This is a genomic window from Mesorhizobium sp. WSM4898 (assembly GCF_029625845.1).
GTDB lineage: Bacteria > Pseudomonadota > Alphaproteobacteria > Rhizobiales > Rhizobiaceae > Mesorhizobium.
Window position 1 is genome coordinate 562,972 of sequence record NZ_JARTVQ010000003.1, and the last position, 17,734, is coordinate 580,705.

The following is a 17,734-nucleotide window of genomic DNA, read 5'->3' on the forward strand; positions in this document are numbered from 1 at the left end:
CTGCTCAGTAACGCAACACTTGGCGCAGTATCTGCCCACCGCGCTCGACGGTAAACCGCCACCACCGCGTGTCCTGCTGCGCAATCTGTGCCAGCGTCGCCGCCTTATCGATGCTCGTGCCGTTCACTTCGCGCACGATGTCGCCCGGTTGGAAGCCGAAATCGGCGGCCGGTGAATCGCGGTTGATGTCGACCACGGTGACCCCCTTCATGTCGGTGCGCAGCCCGAGACGCTGGGCAAGGCGCGGCGAAAGCTCTGCCACCTTGGCCCCGGCGAAGGGGCTGCGGCCATGCAGCGTGACCTCGCTCGGCTTCGCGCCTTCGGGCGCGCGCTCCAGCGCAATCTCAAGCGTTGCCTGCTGGCCCTTGCTCAGCACGGCGAAGGTCGCCTTGGTGCCGATCGACAGCGTCGCCATGCGGTAATCCAGCGCCTCGATGCTTTCGACCGGGGTGTTGTTGAGCGACAGCACGACGTCGCCGGGCTTGAGCCCCGCCTTGCCGGCCGGTCCGGCCCCATCGACCGACGAGACCAGCGCGCCGGTCGGCTTTTCCATGCCAAGCGATTCCGCGATCTGGGGTGTCACGGCTTCAAACTCGGCGCCGATATAGGGCCGCTCGAAGAAATCCAGGCCGGCCTTGGCGGCGTCGGCGAAAGCCCTGACCATGTTCGACGGAATGGCGAAACCGATACCGATCGAGCCGCCGCTGCGGCTATAGATAGCCGTGTTGATGCCGACCAGCTGGCCGCCCATGTTGATCAGCGCGCCGCCGGAATTGCCGGGATTGATGGCGGCATCGGTCTGGATGAAATAGCCGGAGTCGGAAACGCCGATATGGCTGCGGGCAAGCGCCGAAACGATGCCGCTGGTGGTCGTCTGGCCGACGCCGAAGGGATTGCCGATGGCGAGCACCAGGTCGCCGACCTCGAGCGCGTCGGAATCGCCGATGGCGATCACCGGGAACGGCTTGTCGGCGGAGATTTTGAGCACGGCAAGATCCAGTGTCTCGTCCTTCAGCATCACCTTGGATGTGAACTCGCGCCCGTCGGCCGTCGCGACCTTCACCTCGTCGGCATCCTTGATGACATGGTAGTTGGTGACGATCACGCCGCTCGGATCGACCAGCACGCCGGAACCGAGCGAAGACTGCGCGCGCGGCTGCGCGCGGCCGAAGAACTCCTCGAAGAAGGGATCGCCCTCGAACGGCGAGGTCACCTTTGCGGTCTGCGAGGCATAGACGTTGACCACGGCCGGCGCCGTCTGCTTGACTAGCGGCGCAAACGAAAGCTGCACCTCCTCGCGGCCGAACGGCACGCGCTTGTCGGGCCCGGAAGTGGAGTTCTCGCCCTCGACGCCATGCAAGAGATCGGTCAGCACGTCGGAAAGGCCAGGGTCGGCCGGCTTGGCGGCATCTTCTGCGAATGCCTGTCTGACGCTAGGAGCCGCGGCGAAAGCGGCAAGCGTGCAAACCGCAATAAGAAACAGCCGTTTGAGGTGCATTCCGAATCCTCCAGATCAGGCGCCATTGTCCCGACGATTGTGCAGAATGAAAGGCTAATGCACGGAAATACGATGCTTGTCGCGCAAAAGAGTGAGAACGAGAACGAAAATCCGCTCGCCCTGCTCGCTGGTTTCAGAACGAAAAAGGGGCCCCGAAGGCCCCTTGAATTCATTCGCTGAAAACCTGGCCTTATGCGGCCGCGGCTTCCTCTTCGCCGCCTTCGGCCTCGAGACGCGCGCGGTCGGCGGCGCCCTTGGCCGAGGTGTCGCGGTCGACGAACTCGATGACCGCCATGGCGGCATTGTCGCCGTGGCGGAAGCCCGCCTTCATGATGCGCAGGTAGCCGCCGTTGCGGCTGGCGTAGCGCGGTGCGATGGTTTCGAACAGGCGCTTGACGACGCCTTCATTGCCGATCTGCGCGATCACCTGGCGGCGGGCGTGCAGGTCGCCGCGTTTGCCGAGCGTCACCAGCTTCTCGACGATCGGACGCAGGTCCTTCGCCTTCGGCAGGGTGGTGACGATCTGCTCGTGCTCGATCAGCGACACGGCGAGGTTGGCGAACATCGACTTGCGGTGGCTTACGCTGCGGGCGAAGCGACGGCCTTTGAAACCGTGGCGCATAGCTCTTTTCCTTCTTTAGTTGTTCAAGAGGCCACGGCCTCTGATGGTTTTCCGCATGACCGTCGGATCGAGCGGCTCGCGCCGCCGATCCTTGGAATTCATGCTCAATACTGATCCTCGTAACGCTTGGCGAGGTCTTCGATGTTTTCCGGCGGCCAGTCCGGCACTTCCATGCCGAGGTGCAGACCCATCGCCGCCAGCACTTCCTTGATCTCGTTCAGCGACTTCCGGCCGAAATTCGGAGTGCGCAGCATCTCGGCTTCGGTCTTCTGGATCAGGTCGCCGATATAGACGATGTTGTCGTTCTTCAGGCAGTTGGCCGAACGCACCGAAAGCTCGAGCTCGTCGACCTTCTTGAGCAGCGCCGGGTTGAAGGCCAGCTCGGTGACGGCCTCGGTGGCGACTTCCTTCTGCGGCTCGTCGAAGTTGACGAACAGGCTGAGCTGGTCCTGCAGGATGCGGGCCGCGAAAGCCACGGCGTCCTCGCCCGAGATCGAACCGTCGGTCTCGATGGTCATGGTCAGCTTGTCATAGTCGAGAACCTGGCCTTCGCGGGTGTTCTCGACCTTGTAGGAGACCTTCTTGACCGGCGAGTAGAGGCTGTCGACCGGGATCAAGCCGATCGGCGCGTCCTCGGCGCGGTTGCGCTCAGCCGGCACATAACCCTTGCCGGTGTCGACGGTGAATTCCATGCGGATCTCCGCGCCCTCGTCCAGCGTGCAGATCACGTGGTCGGGGTTGAGGATCTCGACGTCGCCGACGGTCTGGATGTCACCGGCAAGCACGGCGCCCGGGCCCTGCTTGCGCACGACCATGCGCTTGGGACCATCGCCTTCCATGCGGATGGCGATTTCCTTGATGTTGAGCACGATGTCGGTCACGTCCTCGCGCACGCCGGCGATGGACGAGAACTCATGCAGCACGCCGTCGATCTGCACGGCGGTGACGGCCGCGCCGCGCAGCGAAGACAGAAGCACGCGCCGCAGCGCGTTGCCGAGCGTGAGGCCGAAGCCGCGCTCGAGCGGCTCGGCCACGAGCGTGGTCAGCGTCTTCTTCTTCGACGAGAACTCGATCTTGTTCGGCTTGATCAGTTCCTGCCAGTTTTTCTGGATCATGGTGTCTTCCTTCCTTTGACCCGCCACCATCCAATCGTGGCGGGCAGCCTGGAATTGCCGCGGAGGAGCGCCTTGGCGCTCACGCGGCGTTCAAAAATATTAGACGCGGCGCTTCTTGCGCGGACGGCAGCCATTGTGCGGGATCGGCGTCACATCGCGAATCGAGGTGATGGTGAAGCCGGCCGCCTGCAGGGCGCGCAGCGCCGATTCACGGCCGGAGCCGGGTCCGCAGACCTCGACCTCGAGCATGCGCATGCCGTGTTCCTGGGCCTTCTTGGCGACGTCCTCGGCGGCCATCTGGGCGGCGAACGGGGTCGACTTGCGCGAACCCTTGAAGCCCTGGGCGCCGGCGGACGACCAGGCGATCGAATTGCCCTGCGCGTCGGTGATGGTGATCATCGTGTTGTTGAAGGTCGAATTGACGTGGGCAACGCCCGACGAGATGTTCTTGCGTTCGCGACGGCGAACACGAGCGGCTTCCTTGGCCATGGTAGTCCTTTCAGTTGATCTCTACACCGCCGTAACGCCAGCGGCTCCACCTTTGCAGTGAATGGTGAATAGTGAAATGGTGAATGGTCAAAGCGCCATTCACCATTCACCACCAACCATTCACCAATTACTTCTTCTTGCCGGCGATCGCCTTGGCCGGGCCCTTGCGGGTGCGCGCATTGGTATGCGTGCGCTGGCCGCGGACCGGCAGCGAGCGGCGGTGACGCAGGCCGCGGTAGCAGCCGAGGTCCATCAGCCGCTTGATGTTCATCGAAACCTCGCGGCGCAGGTCGCCTTCGACCTGGTAGTCGCGGTCGATCGTCTCGCGGATCTGCAGCACTTCCGCGTCGGTCAGCTGGTTGACGCGGCGGTCCGCCGGGATGCCGACCTTGTCGACGATCTCCTGGGCAAACCTCTTGCCGATGCCGTGAATGTACTGAAGCGCAATGACGACGCGCTTGTTGGTCGGAATGTTGACGCCGGCTATACGAGCCATGTTCTTTCATCTCCATTTGGGCCGGCCATCCTTCAAAAAGGCAGGCCCGGCGCTATCTAAGTTGCCCCGCGTCCGGTGGAGGCCGGCCCTTGCGGGAGTTTCCTGGTTCAAAACGGATGCCCTGCCCTTTGCGGGCAAGCAAAGTCCATGCCTGATAGGAAGACGGGCCGCCATACCCCAATGGCTTCTTCCAGTCAAGCGCAATCTTTGCTTGCCGGAGCGGCCTAGCTCACCGCCGCCGTGAGCACCCGCTCGATCTCCGCGGTCACCGCGTCGATGCCGGCCATGCCGTCAACGCTCTTCAGCCTGCCTTTGGCATAGTAGTAGCCGGTCAGCGGCGCCGTCTTCTTGTAATATTCGCGCAGGCGCTCCTCGAACACCGCCGGATTGTCGTCCTTGCGCACCGGCTGGCCGGCCGCCTTGGCATCCTCGGCCCGCTTGACGATGCGCCCGACCAGCGCCTTGTCGTCGACGACGAGCTCGATGACGCTGTTGAGCGCGATGTTGCGCTCGGCGAGCATGGCTTCGACGGCATCGGCCTGCACCAGCGTGCGCGGATAACCGTCGAGGATGAAGCCCCTGGCGCAGTCGGGCTGGTCGATCCGCTCGGCGACGATCGCATTGACGATCGCGTCCGACACCAGCTCGCCGGCATCCATCACCGCCTTGGCCCGCCTGCCGACTTCGGTTCCGGCCTGGACGGCGGCACGCAGCATGTCTCCCGTCGAAAGCTGGGGTATGCCGTGTTTTTCTACCAGTCTCTGTGCTTGCGTCCCCTTGCCCGCTCCTGGCGGCCCAAGCAATATCAGCCTCATCTGCTCCTCTTACCCCCGCGCAACTTCGACTTCTTGATCAGGCCCTCATACTGGTGCGCGATCAGGTGACCCTGAATCTGCGCCACCGTGTCGAGCGTGACACTGACCACGATCAGAAGCGATGTGCCACCGAGATAGAAAGGTACGCCAGTCGCTGAAATCAGGAACTCAGGCAGCAGACACACCAGCACCAGGTAGATGGCGCCGATGACGGTGATACGCGTCAGAACATAGTCGATATATTCGGCGGTGCGCTCGCCCGGACGATAGCCCGGGATGAAGCCGGAATGCTTCTTGAGCTGGTCGGCCGTGTCCTTCGGGTTGAAGACGATCGCCGTGTAGAAGAAGGCGAAGAAAATGATCATCGCCGCATAGAACGCCATATAGAGCGGCTGGCCGTGGCCCAGCGCCGCAAGAACCGTGCTCGCCCAGGCAGGCAGGTTGGTGGTCTGCGAGAAGCCGGCAACCGTTGCCGGGAGAAGCAGCAGCGAGGAGGCGAAGATCGGCGGGATGACGCCCGAGGTGTTGAGCTTCAGCGGCAGATGCGAGGTGTCGCCTTGGAACATGCGGTTGCCGACCTGCCGCTTCGGATACTGGATGAGCAGGCGGCGCTGGGCGCGCTCGAAGAAGACGATGACGCCGATGACGACGACGGCGAGCACGATGATCGCGAGAATCAGGCTAGTGGACAGCGCACCGGTGCGGCCGAGTTCCAGCGTGCCTGAAATGGCGTGCGGCAGACCGGCGACGATGCCCGAGAAGATGATCAGCGAAATGCCGTTGCCGATGCCGCGCGCGGTGATCTGCTCGCCGAGCCACATCAGGAACATGGTCCCGCCGACAAGCGTGACGACGGTCGAGATGCGGAAGAACATGCCGGGATCGGTGACGATACCGTTGCCGCCCTCCAGCCCGACCGAAATGCCGTAGGCCTGCACCAAGGCCAGCAGCACGGTGCCGTAGCGCGTGTACTGGTTGATGATCTTGCGGCCCTGCTCGCCTTCCTTCTTCAGCGCTTCCAGCGACGGGATGACCGAGGTCATCAGCTGCATGATGATGGAAGCGGAGATGTAGGGCATGATGCCGAGCGCGAAGATCGCCATGCGCTGCACGGCGCCGCCGGCAAACATGTTGAACATGCCGAGCACGCCCTTGCTCTGCGAGGAGAAGGCCTGCGCGAAAGCGTCGGGATTGATCCCGGGAAGCGGGATGTAGGTGCCGAGGCGGTAGACGAGCAGCGCGCCGACGGTGAACCAGATGCGCTTCTTCAGATCCTCGGCCTTGGCGAAGGCCGCAAAATTCAGATTGGAGGCTAGTTGTTCAGCAGCCGAAGCCATGCCTGATTTTCTCCGCTAGAGCATGATGCCGAAAAGTGTGAAGCGGTTTTCGGAACGGAAGACATCATCCTCTACTTCATTGATTATGCTCTACTTCATTGATTTCTATGTCGCGCTCGATGCCCGCAGCTCAGGCGGCGCGTGTCACCGAAGCTCACGAGATAAGCTCCGGACCGTCAACATGCAAGCGGCCGCGTTGACGCGGCCGCCTAATTGATCAGGTCAAAGCGCGGACGGGCGGCAAAAATGAAATCATACCCGCCGGCCGCGCTTCAAATCGCCGTTACTCGGCGGCGGCCGCTTCCGGCAGCTTCACCGAACCGCCGGCCTTCTCGATCTTCTCGATCGCAGCTTTGGAGGCGCCGGCGACGTCGAAGCTGAGCTTGGCCTTGAGCTCGCCGTCGGAGAGCACGCGCACGCCGTCCTTGGCGCGGCGGATGACGCCGGCAGTGATCAGGGTCTCAGCCGTCACGGTCTCCTTCGCGTCGAGCTTCTTGGCATCGACGGCAGCCTGGATGCGAGCAAGCGACACGACGGTGAAGCTCTTGGCGAACAGGTTGTTGAAGCCGCGCTTCGGCAGGCGCCGGTAAAGCGGCATCTGGCCGCCCTCGAAGCCGTTGATGGCAACGCCCGAGCGTGCCTTCTGGCCCTTAACGCCGCGACCGGCGGTCTTGCCAGAGCCGGAGCCGATGCCGCGACCGAGGCGCTTCCTGGAGTGCGTGGCGCCGTCCTTGTCACGCAGATCGTTGAGTTTCATGTTTCTGTCTCCTGCGCTTCCGTTCAGGCCTCGTCCACAACGCGGACGAGGTGCTGGATGGCGGCGATCATGCCGCGCACCGAAGGGGTGTCTTCCAGCGTACGCCGCTTGTGCATCTTGTTGAGGCCGAGGCCGACCAGCGTCGCGCGCTGCTCCTTCGGCCGGCGGATCGGCGAACCGATCTGCTCGACGGTGATGGTCTTGGTAGCTTTCTTGGCCATGGTCGAAATCCCTGGTCAGCGTCGACTATTCTTCGGCCGCGACGGCGGTGCCGCGGCGGGCCTGAAGGGTCGAGTACTTGATGCCGCGCGCAGCGGCCACATCCTTCGGATGCATCTGGCTCTTCAGCGCGTCGAAGGTGGCGCGAACCATGTTGTATGGGTTCGACGAACCCATCGACTTGGCGACCACGTCGTGCATGCCGAGTGTCTCGAAGACGGCGCGCATCGGGCCGCCAGCGATGATGCCGGTACCCTGCTTGGCGGCGCGCAGCAGAACGCGTCCGGCGCCCCAGCGGCCCTCGACGTCGTGATGCAGCGTGCGGCCCGAACGCAGCGGCACGAAGATCATGTCGCGCTTGGCCGATTCGGTCGCCTTGCGGATCGCCTCCGGCACTTCGCGCGCCTTGCCGTGGCCGAAGCCGACGCGGCCCTTCTGGTCGCCGACGACGACAAGTGCGGCAAAGCCGAAGCGACGGCCGCCCTTCACCACCTTGGCGACGCGGTTGATGTGGACAAGCTTGTCCACCATGCCGTCGTCCCGCTCTTCGCGTTCACGCTCGCGGCCGCGGCCGCCTTCCCTACGTTCCTGTGCCATATCCTAGTCCTTGTTCTTTTCCGGAAGCACGGGTTGCTGTTTGCCGGCGCCTCTAGCGGCCCACCGGCGGTGAATTTCTCCTTTGCATGATCCTGTCCGAAAAGTCTGCAACTTTTCGGGATCATGCATTAGAAGCTCAGACCGCCTTCGCGGGCAGCCTCGGCCAGCGCCTTGACGCGGCCGTGATAGATGTACGGGCCACGATCGAAGACGACTTCCTTGACGCCGGCCTTCGACGCGCGCTCGGCGATCAGCTTGCCGACCGCGGCAGCAGCGGCGCTGTCGGCGCCGGTCTTGAGCGAGCCCTTCAGCTCCTTCTCCAGGGTCGAGGCGGCGGCCAGCGTGTGGCCCTTGGCGTCGTCGATGACCTGGACGTAGATGTGCTTCGAGGTGCGATGCACCGAAAGCCGCGGCCGCTCGCCGGCGACCTTCTTGAGCTGGCGGCGCACGCGCTGCGCGCGGCGCTGGGTGGTTTCTTTAGGGCTAGCCATGATTCTGTTCCTTGCCTTCAGAAAACGGGGGCAACCGTGTGCGGTAGGCCAAGCCTCCCGCGGTCGCGCCCCGCGGCGATCAAAAGTCTTACTTCTTCTTGCCTTCCTTGCGGACAATCCGCTCGTCGGCATAGCGCACGCCCTTGCCCTTGTAGGGTTCGGGACCGCGATACTCGCGGATCTCGGCCGCGACCTGGCCGACCTGCTGCTTGTCGATGCCGGAGACCGTGATTTCGGTCGGCTTCGGCACGGAGATCGTGATGCCCTGCGGCGTCTCATAGACCACGTCGTGGCTGAAGCCGAGCGCCAGCTGCAGGTTCTTGCCCTGCATGGCGGCGCGATAGCCGACGCCGGTGATCTCGAGCTTCTTCTCGAAGCCGTCCTTGACGCCCTGCAGGATGTTGACGATCTGCGTGCGCGACATGCCCCACTTGGCGCGGGCGGTCTTGGTCTGGTCGCGCGGCTCGACCGAAATCTCGGCGCCTTCCATCTTGACCAGCACTTCGTCGTTGACCACGAACTTCAGCTCGCCCTTGGGGCCCTTGGCCGTCACGGTCTGGCCGTTGACGGTCGCGGAGACGCCCTGCGGCAGCGAAACGGGTTTCTTTCCGATACGAGACATTGTTGTCTCCTCTTCCTTTACTGCTGTGAATGGTGAATGGTGAAATGGCGAACGGCGCGGTCAAAAGTCCCGTGCAGTCTCACCATTCACTATTCACCATTGACCATTCACCCTTAGAAAATCTGGCAGAGGATCTCGCCGCCGACATTCTGCTCGCGCGCTTCGTGATCGGCCATGACGCCCTTCGGCGTCGAAAGGATGGCGATGCCGAGGCCGTTGGCGACATGCGGGATCGACTTGGCCGAGACATAGACGCGGCGGCCGGGCTTCGAGACGCGCTCGATTTCGCGCACGACCGGAGCGCCGTTGAAATACTTCAGCTCGATCTCGATTTCCGACTTGCCGTTCTCGAAGTCAGTCTGGCTGTAGTCGCGGATATAGCCTTCCGACTTCAGCACTTCGAGGACGCGGGCGCGCAGACGCGAGGCCGGGGTCGAGACGCTCGACTTCTTGCGGCCATAGGCGTTGCGGATGCGGGTCAGCATATCGCCGAGAGGATCGCTCAATGACATCTCAGTGTCTCCTTACCAGCTCGACTTGACCAGGCCCGGGATCTGGCCGTTGTTGCCCAGATCGCGAAGCGCGATACGCGAAAGCTTGAGCTTGCGATAGTAGGCGCGCGGACGCCCCGTCACTTCGCAGCGGTTGCGGATGCGGATCTTGGCCGAGTTGCGCGGCAGCGCCGAAAGCTTCAACTGGGCGCGGAAACGCTCTTCCATCGGCTTGGACTGGTCCATGACGATGTCCTTGAGCGCCTTGCGCTTGGCGGCGTACTGACCGGCAAGCTTGCGGCGCCGGTTGTTCTTCTCGACTGAGCTGGTCTTTGCCATTTCAGATTTTTCCTTTTTCGCTGCCGTTACTGGCGGAAGGGGAAGTTGAAGGCCTTGAGCAGCGCTCTGGCCTCGTCATCCGTCTTCGCCGTCGTACAAACGATGACGTCCATGCCCCAGACCTGATCAACCTTGTCGTAGTTGATCTCCGGGAACACGATGTGCTCCTTGATGCCCATGGCGTAGTTGCCACGGCCGTCAAAGCTCTTCGGGTTCAGTCCGCGGAAGTCGCGAACGCGCGGCAGCGCGATGTTCACGAGGCGGTCGAGGAACTCGTACATGCGTTCCTTGCGCAGCGTGACCTTGGCGCCGATCGGCATGTTCTCGCGCACCTTGAAGCCCGCGATCGAGTTGCGGGCGCGGGTGACGACAGCCTTCTGGCCGGCGATCAGCGCGAGGTCCTCGGCCGCGACCGAGGGCTTCTTGGAATCGCCGGTCGCTTCGCCGACACCCATGTTCAGCACGATCTTGTCGATGCGCGGAACCTGCATCTCGTTGTCGTAGCCGAACTGCTCCTGCAGCGCCTTGCGGATGGTCTCCTGATAGACCTTCTTGAGGCGCGGCTCGTTCTTGGCAGCTGCCTGCTTGGTTTCAGCCTTAGCCATTGATGACTTCTCCCGAACGCTTGGCGACGCGCACCTTCTTGCCGTCCTTCTGGATGGCGAAGCCGACGCGGGTCGGCTTGCCGTCCTTGGGGTCGGCCAGCGCGATGTTCGACAGGTGGATCGGCGCTTCCTTGGTGATGATCCCGCCCTCTTGGGACTGGGTCTGCTTCTGGTGACGGCGAATGAGGTTCACGCCGCGGACCAGCGCGGTGTCTTCCTTCGGCTGCACCGATAGGACTTCGCCCGAACGGCCCTTGTCCTTGCCGGCAAGCACGACGACCTTGTCGCCTTTTCTGATCTTTTGCATGGGTCCGGCTCCTTACAGCACTTCAGGCGCGAGCGAGATGATCTTCATGTGGTTCTTGGCGCGAAGCTCGCGCGGAACCGGCCCGAAGATACGTGTGCCGATCGGCTCTTTCTTGTTGTCGACGAGAACGGCCGCGTTCTTGTCGAAACGGATCACGCTGCCGTCCGGACGGCGGATGTCCTTGGCCGTGCGAACCACGACCGCCTTCATCACATCGCCCTTCTTAACGCGGCCGCGCGGGATGGCTTCCTTGATCGACACCACGATGATGTCGCCGACGGAGGCATACTTCCGCTTCGAACCGCCCAGCACCTTGATGCACATGACACGACGGGCGCCGGAATTGTCCGCGACGTCGAGGTTTGTTTGCATCTGAATCATGACTGGCCGCCTTCTTCTTTTCTAACGGGACGGGCTTTCACCCCTCCCCGGTCTGTCCAAAATTCGTTTCGTTCGCCCGGATCAAGCCTGATCCGCGGTGATGACGACCCAGCGCTTGTCCTTGGAGATCGGCTTCGATTCCTGGATGAACACCTGGTCGCCGACCTTGTGGGCGTTGTTCTCGTCATGCGCCTTGTACTTCTTGGTCAGGCGCACGGTCTTCTTCATCACGGGATGCGTGAAGCGCCGCTCGACCTTGACGACGACCGTCTTCTCGTTCTTGTCGCTGACGACGGTGCCCTGCAGGATGCGCTTTGGCATGGTTCTCGTCCTTAAGCCTTCTTGGCCGCGGCTTTTTGCGCGGCGATGGTCTTGATGCGCGCGATGTCCCTGCGGACCTGCTTCACGCGTGCGGTCTTCTCGAGCTGGCCGGTGGCCTTCTGGAAGCGCAGATTGAACTGCTCCTTCTTGAGGGCGGCCAGGTCGTCGGCCAGCTGATCCTGGGTCTTGGTCCGGATATCTTCGGCTTTCATGATCGCCTGTCCTTATTCTGCGATGCGCTGCACGAAGCGCGTCTTGACCGAGAGCTTGGCGGCGCCGAGACGCAGCGCCTCACGCGCAGTTTCTTCGCTGACGCCGTCGATCTCGAACATGATGCGGCCAGGCTTGACGCGCGCCGCCCAGTAGTCGACGGCGCCCTTGCCCTTACCCATGCGCACTTCGGTCGGCTTCGAGGTGACCGGCAGATCCGGGAACACCCGGATCCAGACGCGGCCGGCGCGCTTCATCTCGCGGGTGATCGCGCGGCGGGCCGCCTCGATCTCGCGCGCGGTGACGCGGTTCGGCTCAAGCGCCTTCAGCCCGAAACCGCCGAAATCCAGATTGGTGCCGCCCTTGGCGGTACCGTGGATACGGCCCTTGAACTGCTTGCGGAACTTTGTGCGCTTTGGCTGCAGCATCGTTCTAACTCCAAATTCTCAAATTTCTCAGGCGTTCTCGCGACGGCGACCGCGCTCACGCTCGCCGGTCTGACCGCCGTGATCGCCTTCCGTGGCGCGACGCTCCGACGCCATCGGGTCGTGCTCGAGGATCTCGCCCTTGAACACCCACACCTTGACGCCGCAGATGCCGTACGCCGTGTTCGCCTCGGCCGTGCCGTAGTCGACATCGGCGCGCAGCGTGTGGAGCGGCACGCGGCCTTCTCGGTACCACTCCATGCGCGCGATTTCGGCGCCGCCGAGACGGCCGGAGCAGTTGATGCGGATGCCTTCGGCGCCGAGACGCATGGCCGACTGAACGGCGCGCTTCATGGCGCGACGGAACGCGATGCGGCGCTCGAGTTGCTGGGCGATCGACTGGGCGATCAGCGTGGCGTCGATTTCGGGCTTGCGCACTTCAACGATGTTGAGGTGCGTCTCGGACTTCGTCATCTCCATCAGCTTCCTGCGGAGCTTCTCGATGTCGGCGCCCTTCTTGCCGATGATCAGGCCCGGACGCGCGGCATGGATGGTGACGCGGCACTTCTTGTGCGGACGCTCGATCACGACCTTGGAGATCGCGGCCTGCTTGAGTTCCTTCTCAAGATACTTACGGATCTTGATGTCTTCATGCAGCAGCTGACCGTATTCGCCGGTGTTCGCAAACCAGCGCGAATCCCAGGTGCGGTTGATGCCGAGACGCAGCCCGATCGGATTGACTTTCTGGCCCATTATGCGGCCTCCCCTTTTTCCTCGACTTCACGAACGACGATCGTGAGGTGCGAGAACGGCTTTTCGATACGGCTGGCGCGACCACGGCCACGCGCGTGGAAACGCTTCATGACGATCGACTTGCCGACATAGGCTTCCGATACGATCAGTGCGTCGACATCAAGGTCGTGGTTGTTTTCCGCGTTGGCGATCGCCGACTCCAGCGTCTTCTTGACCGTGCCGGAAATCCGCTTGGCCGAGAATTCGAGGTCGGAAAGCGCTGTCGCGACCTTCTTGCCGCGGATCAGCGCGGCAACCAGGTTCAGCTTCTGCGGGCTGATACGGATGGTGCGCAGAACGGCGCGCGCCTCGTTGTCAGCAAGCCTGCGCGGAGCTTTGGCCTTGCCCATGATTATTTCCTCTTCGCCTTCTTATCCGCGCCATGACCGTAATAGGTCCGGGTCGGAGCGAATTCACCGAACTTGTGGCCGACCATGTCCTCGTTCACCGAGACGGGAACGTGCTTCTGGCCGTTGTAGACACCGAAGGTGAAGCCGACGAACTGCGGCAGGATGGTGGAGCGACGGCTCCACATCTTGATCACCTCATTGCGACCGCCTTCACGAACCTTGTCCACCTTCTTGAGAAGGTAGCCGTCGATGAAGGGGCCTTTCCAAATCGAACGAGTCACTTGGCGTTACCTCTTCTTAGCTCTTGCGCTGATGGCGCGAGCGCACGATGAACTTGTCGGTCGCCTTGTTGGACCGCGTCTTCTTGCCCTTGGTCGGCTTGCCCCAGGGCGAAACCGGGTGACGGCCACCCGAGGTGCGGCCTTCGCCACCACCGTGCGGATGATCGACCGGGTTCATGGCCACGCCGCGATTGTGCGGGCGCTTGCCACGCCACACCGTGCGGCCGGCCTTGCCGTCGTTGATGTTGCCGTGATCGGGGTTCGACACGGCGCCGACGGTGGCCATGCACGAGCCGTGCACGACGCGCTGCTCGCCCGAGTTGAGGCGCAGGATCGCCATGCCCTGGTCGCGGCCGACGAGCTGGGCGTAACCGCCCGCCGAGCGGGCGACTTGGCCGCCCTTGCCCGGCTTCAGCTCAATATTGTGGACGATCGTGCCGACCGGCATCGAGGCCAGCGGCATCGCGTTGCCCGGCTTCACGTCGACCGCTTCGCCGGCCACGATCTTGTCGCCGGCAGCCAGACGCTGCGGCGCCAGGATGTAGGACAGCTCGCCGTCGTCATACTTGATCAGCGCGATGAAGGCGGTGCGGTTCGGATCGTATTCGATGCGCTCGACCGTGCCGACGACGTCGTACTTCTTACGCTTGAAGTCGATGATGCGGTACGAACGCTTGTGACCGCCGCCGATGAAGCGGGCCGTGATGCGGCCGTAATTATTGCGGCCGCCCGACTTGGTCAGGCCTTCGGTCAGGCCCTTGACGGGCTTGCCCTTGTAGAGGCCCGAGCGGTCGACGATGACCAGCTGACGGGTGCTCGGCGTTACCGGGTTGAATTTCTTGAGTGCCATTGTCCTGTCCTCGCGGCCTTGCTCAGAGACCCGTCGCGACGTCGATCGACTGGCCGTCGGCCAGCGTCACAACCGCCTTCTTGACGTCGCCCTGGCGGCCAACCGTGCCGCGGAAGCGCTTGATCTTGCCCTTACGGACGAGCGTGTTCACGGCCGTAACCTTGACCCCGAAGAGAGCTTCCACGGCGGCCTTGATTTCCGGCTTCGACGCCTTCTTGGCGACATTGAAGACGACCTGGTTCTGCTCGGAAGCCATGGTCGACTTTTCGGTGATCGCCGGCGAGACGATCACGTCGTAGTGACGGAAGTCGGTCATTTGAAGCGCTCCTCGAGAGCCTCGACGGCGGCCCTCGAAAGGACCAGCGTGCCGCGGCGCAGAATGTCGTAGACGTTGATGCCCTGGATCGGCAGCACGTCGATGTTGGGGATGTTGGTCGCCGCCAGCTTGAAGTTCTGGTCAAGCTCGGCGCCGCCGATCACCAGGGCATTGGTGAGCCCGAGCGTCTCGAGGCTCGCTACCAGCGCCTTGGTCTTGGCTTCGGCGAGCTTCAGCTCGTCGACGATGATCAGCGAAGCGCTCTTGGCCTTGGCCGAGAGAGCGTGCTTCAAGCCCAGCGCGCGCACCTTCTTCGGAAGCTCGTGCTCATGGCTGCGCACGACCGGGCCGTGCGCCTTGCCACCGCCGCGGAACTGCGGAGCCCGAGCCGAATGGTGACGGGCGCGGCCCGTACCCTTCTGCTTGTACATCTTGGCGCCGGTGCGCGCGATCTCGGCGCGGCCCTTGGCCTTGTGCGTGCCCTGCTGCTTCTTGGCCAGCTGCCAGCGCACGACGCGCTGCAGGATGTCCTCACGCGGGTCAAGGCCGAAGATCTCCTCGGAGAGCTTTACCTTGCCAGCGTCCTTGCCGCCGAGGGTTGTGATCTTGAGGTCCATTATTCCGCTCCCTCATTGGCCGGGGCATCGTTCTTGGCGGCAGCGGCACGGATCGCAGCTGGCTTCGGCGCGTTGGCCGGCAGTGCAACCTTGGCCGCGTCACGGACCAGGATCCAGGCGCCCTTCACTCCCGGGACGGCGCCGCGGATCAGGATCAGGCCGCGGTCGGCATCGGTCGAGACGACCTCGACATTCTGGGTGGTGACGCGGACGTCGCCCATGTGGCCGGCCATCTTCTTGCCTTTGAACACCTTACCGGGGTCCTGGCGCTGACCGGTCGAGCCGTGCGTGCGGTGCGAGACCGAGTTACCGTGCGTGGCGCGGCCGCCACCCATGTTGTGCCGCTTGATCACGCCCTGGAAACCCTTGCCGGTCGAGGTGCCCGTCACGTCGACCTTCTGGCCGGCGACGAAGTGCTCGACGGTGAGCTCGGCGCCGACGTCGATCATGTTGTCGGCGGAGACGCGGAACTCGGCGAGCTTCGCCTTTGGCTCGACGGAGGCGGCAGCGAAATGGCCGCGCATCGCCTTCGACGTGTTCTTCACCTTGGCAAGGCCAACGCCGAGCTGGACGGCGGTGTAGCCGTTCTTCTCCTGCGTGCGCTGCGCCACGACCTGGCAGTTCTCCATCTGGAGAACGGTGACGGGAACGTGTTCCCCGGCATCGTTATAGATGCGGGTCATTCCCACCTTCTTTGCAATCACACCTGAACGCATCGGTTCAATTCCTTTAGAGTTCCCTGTCGGGGCTGACGCCCCTCCACGCCTCTTGCTTCCTTCAGAGTTCCGGGTCGCCCCGCCCTCTTGTTCCTTAGAGCTTGATCTCGACGTCGACACCGGCGGCCAGATCGAGCTTCATCAGAGCATCAACCGTCTGCGGGGTCGGGTCGACGATGTCGAGCAGCCGCTTGTGGGTGCGCATCTCGAACTGCTCGCGGCTCTTCTTGTCGACGTGAGGCGACCGGTTGACCGTGAACTTTTCGATCCGCGTCGGCAGCGGAATGGGGCCGCGGACGTTGGCGCCGGTGCGCTTGGCGGTCGACACGATTTCGCGCGTCGAGGCGTCGAGCACCCGGTGGTCAAACGCCTTAAGGCGGATGCGGATATTCTGTCCGTTCATGCGTCAATTCCTTGTTCTGGCGCGGCGCGGGCAGCCCCGCGCCCGCGACAGATCCGTTTCGTCCAATTATTCTTTGATGGTGACGACGATGCCGGCACCGACGGTGCGGCCGCCTTCACGGATGGCGAAGCGCAGCTTCTCTTCCATCGCGATCGGCACGATCAGCTCGACATCGACGGTGATGTTGTCGCCGGGCATCACCATCTCGGTGCCGGCCGGCAGCGTCACGATGCCGGTCACGTCGGTGGTGCGGAAGTAGAACTGCGGCCGGTAGTTGGTGAAGAACGGCGTGTGACGGCCGCCCTCGTCCTTGGTCAGGATGTAGGCTTCGGCCACGAACTTCTTGTGCGGCTTCACCGAACCCGGCTTGGCCAGAACCTGGCCGCGCTCGACACCCTCGCGGTCGATGCCGCGCAACAGCGCGCCGATGTTGTCGCCGGCCTGGCCCTGGTCGAGCAGCTTGCGGAACATCTCCACGCCCGTGCAGGTGGTCTTGGCCGTCGGACGGATGCCGACGATCTCCAATTCCTCGCCGACCTTGACCACGCCGCGCTCGACGCGGCCGGTCACGACCGTGCCGCGGCCCGAGATCGAGAACACGTCCTCGATCGGCATCAGGAACGGCTTGTCCAGCGGACGGACCGGCGTCGGGATATAGGCGTCGACCTGCGCCATCAGCTCGCGGATGGCGTCCTCGCCGATGGTCTTGTTCGAATCCTCAAGTGCTGCCAGCGCCGAACCCTTGACGATCGGAATGTCGTCGCCGGGGAACTCGTTCTTGGTCAACAGCTCGCGAACCTCGAGCTCGACCAGCTCGAGCAGCTCGGCGTCGTCGACCTGGTCGACCTTGTTCAGGAACACCACGATCGAGGGCACGCCGACCTGGCGGGCCAAAAGGATGTGCTCGCGGGTCTGCGGCATCGGGCCGTCGGCGGCCGAAACCACCAGGATCGCGCCGTCCATCTGCGCGGCGCCGGTGATCATGTTCTTCACATAGTCGGCATGGCCGGGGCAGTCGACATGGGCGTAGTGACGGTTGGCCGTCTCGTACTCGACATGCGCCGTCGAGATGGTGATGCCGCGCGCCTTCTCTTCCGGCGCCGCGTCGATCTGGTCATAGCGCTTGTATTCGCCAAAATACTTCGTGATCGCCGCCGTCAGCGACGTCTTGCCATGATCGACGTGGCCGATCGTGCCAATGTTCACATGCGGCTTGGTGCGCTCGAATTTACCTTTTGCCACTGTATTTCTCCGTCTTTACTCATCCCGCTC

Annotated in this window: 29 protein-coding genes; all 29 read right to left on the reverse strand. The window is 63.3% G+C overall.

From position 1 onward, the window contains the following. Positions 1-4: 4 nt before the first annotated feature. A complete protein-coding gene (locus tag P9228_RS17455; protein WP_095825450.1) occupies positions 5-1,498 on the reverse strand; it encodes a DegQ family serine endoprotease in 1,494 nt (497 codons plus the stop codon). 190 nt (positions 1,499-1,688) lie between these two features. Then, entirely contained in the window at positions 1,689-2,120 is a 432-nt protein-coding gene (gene rplQ / locus P9228_RS17460; RefSeq protein ID WP_066989613.1) for a 50S ribosomal protein L17, read from the reverse strand. 104 nt (positions 2,121-2,224) lie between these two features. Further along, positions 2,225-3,235: a DNA-directed RNA polymerase subunit alpha gene (locus tag P9228_RS17465; RefSeq protein WP_059188661.1), complete on the reverse strand. Its 1,011-nt coding sequence runs from the start codon at positions 3,233-3,235 to the stop codon at positions 2,225-2,227. 99 nt (positions 3,236-3,334) lie between these two features. Continuing rightward, complete coding sequence (gene rpsK / locus P9228_RS17470) at positions 3,335-3,724, reverse strand: 30S ribosomal protein S11 (protein ID WP_006205444.1); 390 nt, start codon at positions 3,722-3,724, stop codon at positions 3,335-3,337. Positions 3,725-3,851: 127 nt separating this feature from the next. Further along, a complete protein-coding gene (gene rpsM, locus P9228_RS17475) occupies positions 3,852-4,220 on the reverse strand; it encodes a 30S ribosomal protein S13 (RefSeq protein ID WP_278054550.1) in 369 nt (122 codons plus the stop codon). Positions 4,221-4,444: 224 nt separating this feature from the next. Further along, positions 4,445-5,035, reverse strand: coding sequence for an adenylate kinase (locus P9228_RS17480; protein ID WP_278054551.1), 591 nt, complete (start codon positions 5,033-5,035; stop codon positions 4,445-4,447). Next, positions 5,032-6,372 (reverse strand): preprotein translocase subunit SecY, encoded by a 1,341-nt coding sequence (secY, locus tag P9228_RS17485; RefSeq protein WP_066989608.1) that lies wholly within the window; start codon positions 6,370-6,372, stop codon positions 5,032-5,034. The genes P9228_RS17480 and secY overlap by 4 nt, the downstream gene beginning before the upstream one ends. Positions 6,373-6,655: 283 nt before the next feature. Further along, positions 6,656-7,129, reverse strand: a complete 474-nt coding sequence (gene rplO, locus P9228_RS17490) for a 50S ribosomal protein L15 (protein WP_067321465.1) — start codon at positions 7,127-7,129, stop codon at positions 6,656-6,658. 23 nt (positions 7,130-7,152) lie between these two features. Then, the gene (gene rpmD, locus P9228_RS17495; protein ID WP_278054552.1) at positions 7,153-7,350 is read right to left on the reverse strand and encodes a 50S ribosomal protein L30; all 198 of its coding nucleotides are present in this window, start codon (positions 7,348-7,350) and stop codon (positions 7,153-7,155) included. A 25-nt stretch (positions 7,351-7,375) separates the two neighbouring features. Further along, entirely contained in the window at positions 7,376-7,945 is a 570-nt protein-coding gene (rpsE, locus tag P9228_RS17500) for a 30S ribosomal protein S5 (protein WP_027046810.1), read from the reverse strand. A 128-nt stretch (positions 7,946-8,073) separates the two neighbouring features. Next, positions 8,074-8,436, reverse strand: a complete 363-nt coding sequence (rplR, locus tag P9228_RS17505; RefSeq protein WP_066989604.1) for a 50S ribosomal protein L18 — start codon at positions 8,434-8,436, stop codon at positions 8,074-8,076. An 88-nt stretch (positions 8,437-8,524) separates the two neighbouring features. After that, a complete protein-coding gene (rplF, locus tag P9228_RS17510; RefSeq protein WP_067321468.1) occupies positions 8,525-9,058 on the reverse strand; it encodes a 50S ribosomal protein L6 in 534 nt (177 codons plus the stop codon). A gap of 113 nt (positions 9,059-9,171) precedes the next feature. Continuing rightward, positions 9,172-9,570, reverse strand: coding sequence for a 30S ribosomal protein S8 (rpsH, locus tag P9228_RS17515; protein ID WP_278054553.1), 399 nt, complete (start codon positions 9,568-9,570; stop codon positions 9,172-9,174). A 12-nt stretch (positions 9,571-9,582) separates the two neighbouring features. Continuing rightward, complete coding sequence (gene rpsN / locus P9228_RS17520) at positions 9,583-9,888, reverse strand: 30S ribosomal protein S14 (RefSeq protein WP_059188495.1); 306 nt, start codon at positions 9,886-9,888, stop codon at positions 9,583-9,585. Positions 9,889-9,914: 26 nt separating this feature from the next. Then, positions 9,915-10,493, reverse strand: coding sequence for a 50S ribosomal protein L5 (gene rplE, locus P9228_RS17525; RefSeq protein ID WP_095777622.1), 579 nt, complete (start codon positions 10,491-10,493; stop codon positions 9,915-9,917). Further along, a complete protein-coding gene (gene rplX, locus P9228_RS17530; RefSeq protein WP_059188493.1) occupies positions 10,486-10,800 on the reverse strand; it encodes a 50S ribosomal protein L24 in 315 nt (104 codons plus the stop codon). Before rplX ends, rplE begins: the two co-directional genes overlap by 8 nt. A gap of 12 nt (positions 10,801-10,812) precedes the next feature. Beyond that, a complete protein-coding gene (gene rplN, locus P9228_RS17535; protein ID WP_006205457.1) occupies positions 10,813-11,181 on the reverse strand; it encodes a 50S ribosomal protein L14 in 369 nt (122 codons plus the stop codon). Positions 11,182-11,262: 81 nt separating this feature from the next. Then, a complete protein-coding gene (rpsQ, locus tag P9228_RS17540) occupies positions 11,263-11,502 on the reverse strand; it encodes a 30S ribosomal protein S17 (RefSeq protein WP_040970380.1) in 240 nt (79 codons plus the stop codon). Between the two features lie 11 nt (positions 11,503-11,513). Then, positions 11,514-11,714 carry a 50S ribosomal protein L29 gene (gene rpmC, locus P9228_RS17545; protein WP_278054556.1) on the reverse strand — a complete coding sequence of 67 codons (201 nt, stop codon included), beginning with the start codon at positions 11,712-11,714 and terminating at the stop codon, positions 11,514-11,516. Between the two features lie 12 nt (positions 11,715-11,726). After that, complete coding sequence (gene rplP, locus P9228_RS17550; RefSeq protein ID WP_027170364.1) at positions 11,727-12,140, reverse strand: 50S ribosomal protein L16; 414 nt, start codon at positions 12,138-12,140, stop codon at positions 11,727-11,729. A gap of 27 nt (positions 12,141-12,167) precedes the next feature. Then, on the reverse strand, positions 12,168-12,890 hold the full coding sequence (rpsC, locus tag P9228_RS17555) for a 30S ribosomal protein S3 (RefSeq protein WP_066989596.1): 723 nt from the start codon (positions 12,888-12,890) through the stop codon (positions 12,168-12,170). After that, positions 12,890-13,279, reverse strand: coding sequence for a 50S ribosomal protein L22 (rplV, locus tag P9228_RS17560; protein WP_066989594.1), 390 nt, complete (start codon positions 13,277-13,279; stop codon positions 12,890-12,892). The genes rpsC and rplV overlap by 1 nt, the downstream gene beginning before the upstream one ends. A gap of 2 nt (positions 13,280-13,281) precedes the next feature. Further along, positions 13,282-13,560, reverse strand: a complete 279-nt coding sequence (rpsS, locus tag P9228_RS17565) for a 30S ribosomal protein S19 (RefSeq protein WP_006205463.1) — start codon at positions 13,558-13,560, stop codon at positions 13,282-13,284. 16 nt (positions 13,561-13,576) lie between these two features. After that, positions 13,577-14,410, reverse strand: a complete 834-nt coding sequence (gene rplB / locus P9228_RS17570; RefSeq protein ID WP_040970375.1) for a 50S ribosomal protein L2 — start codon at positions 14,408-14,410, stop codon at positions 13,577-13,579. A gap of 22 nt (positions 14,411-14,432) precedes the next feature. Continuing rightward, positions 14,433-14,726 carry a 50S ribosomal protein L23 gene (locus P9228_RS17575; RefSeq protein WP_278054565.1) on the reverse strand — a complete coding sequence of 98 codons (294 nt, stop codon included), beginning with the start codon at positions 14,724-14,726 and terminating at the stop codon, positions 14,433-14,435. Then, entirely contained in the window at positions 14,723-15,343 is a 621-nt protein-coding gene (rplD, locus tag P9228_RS17580; RefSeq protein ID WP_278054566.1) for a 50S ribosomal protein L4, read from the reverse strand. The genes P9228_RS17575 and rplD overlap by 4 nt, the downstream gene beginning before the upstream one ends. Beyond that, positions 15,343-16,059, reverse strand: a complete 717-nt coding sequence (gene rplC / locus P9228_RS17585; RefSeq protein ID WP_067321479.1) for a 50S ribosomal protein L3 — start codon at positions 16,057-16,059, stop codon at positions 15,343-15,345. Before rplC ends, rplD begins: the two co-directional genes overlap by 1 nt. 94 nt (positions 16,060-16,153) lie before the next feature. Beyond that, complete coding sequence (gene rpsJ / locus P9228_RS17590; protein WP_006205468.1) at positions 16,154-16,462, reverse strand: 30S ribosomal protein S10; 309 nt, start codon at positions 16,460-16,462, stop codon at positions 16,154-16,156. Positions 16,463-16,528: 66 nt separating this feature from the next. Further along, positions 16,529-17,704: an elongation factor Tu gene (gene tuf, locus P9228_RS17595; RefSeq protein ID WP_066989565.1), complete on the reverse strand. Its 1,176-nt coding sequence runs from the start codon at positions 17,702-17,704 to the stop codon at positions 16,529-16,531. Between the last annotated feature and the right edge of the window lie 30 nt (positions 17,705-17,734).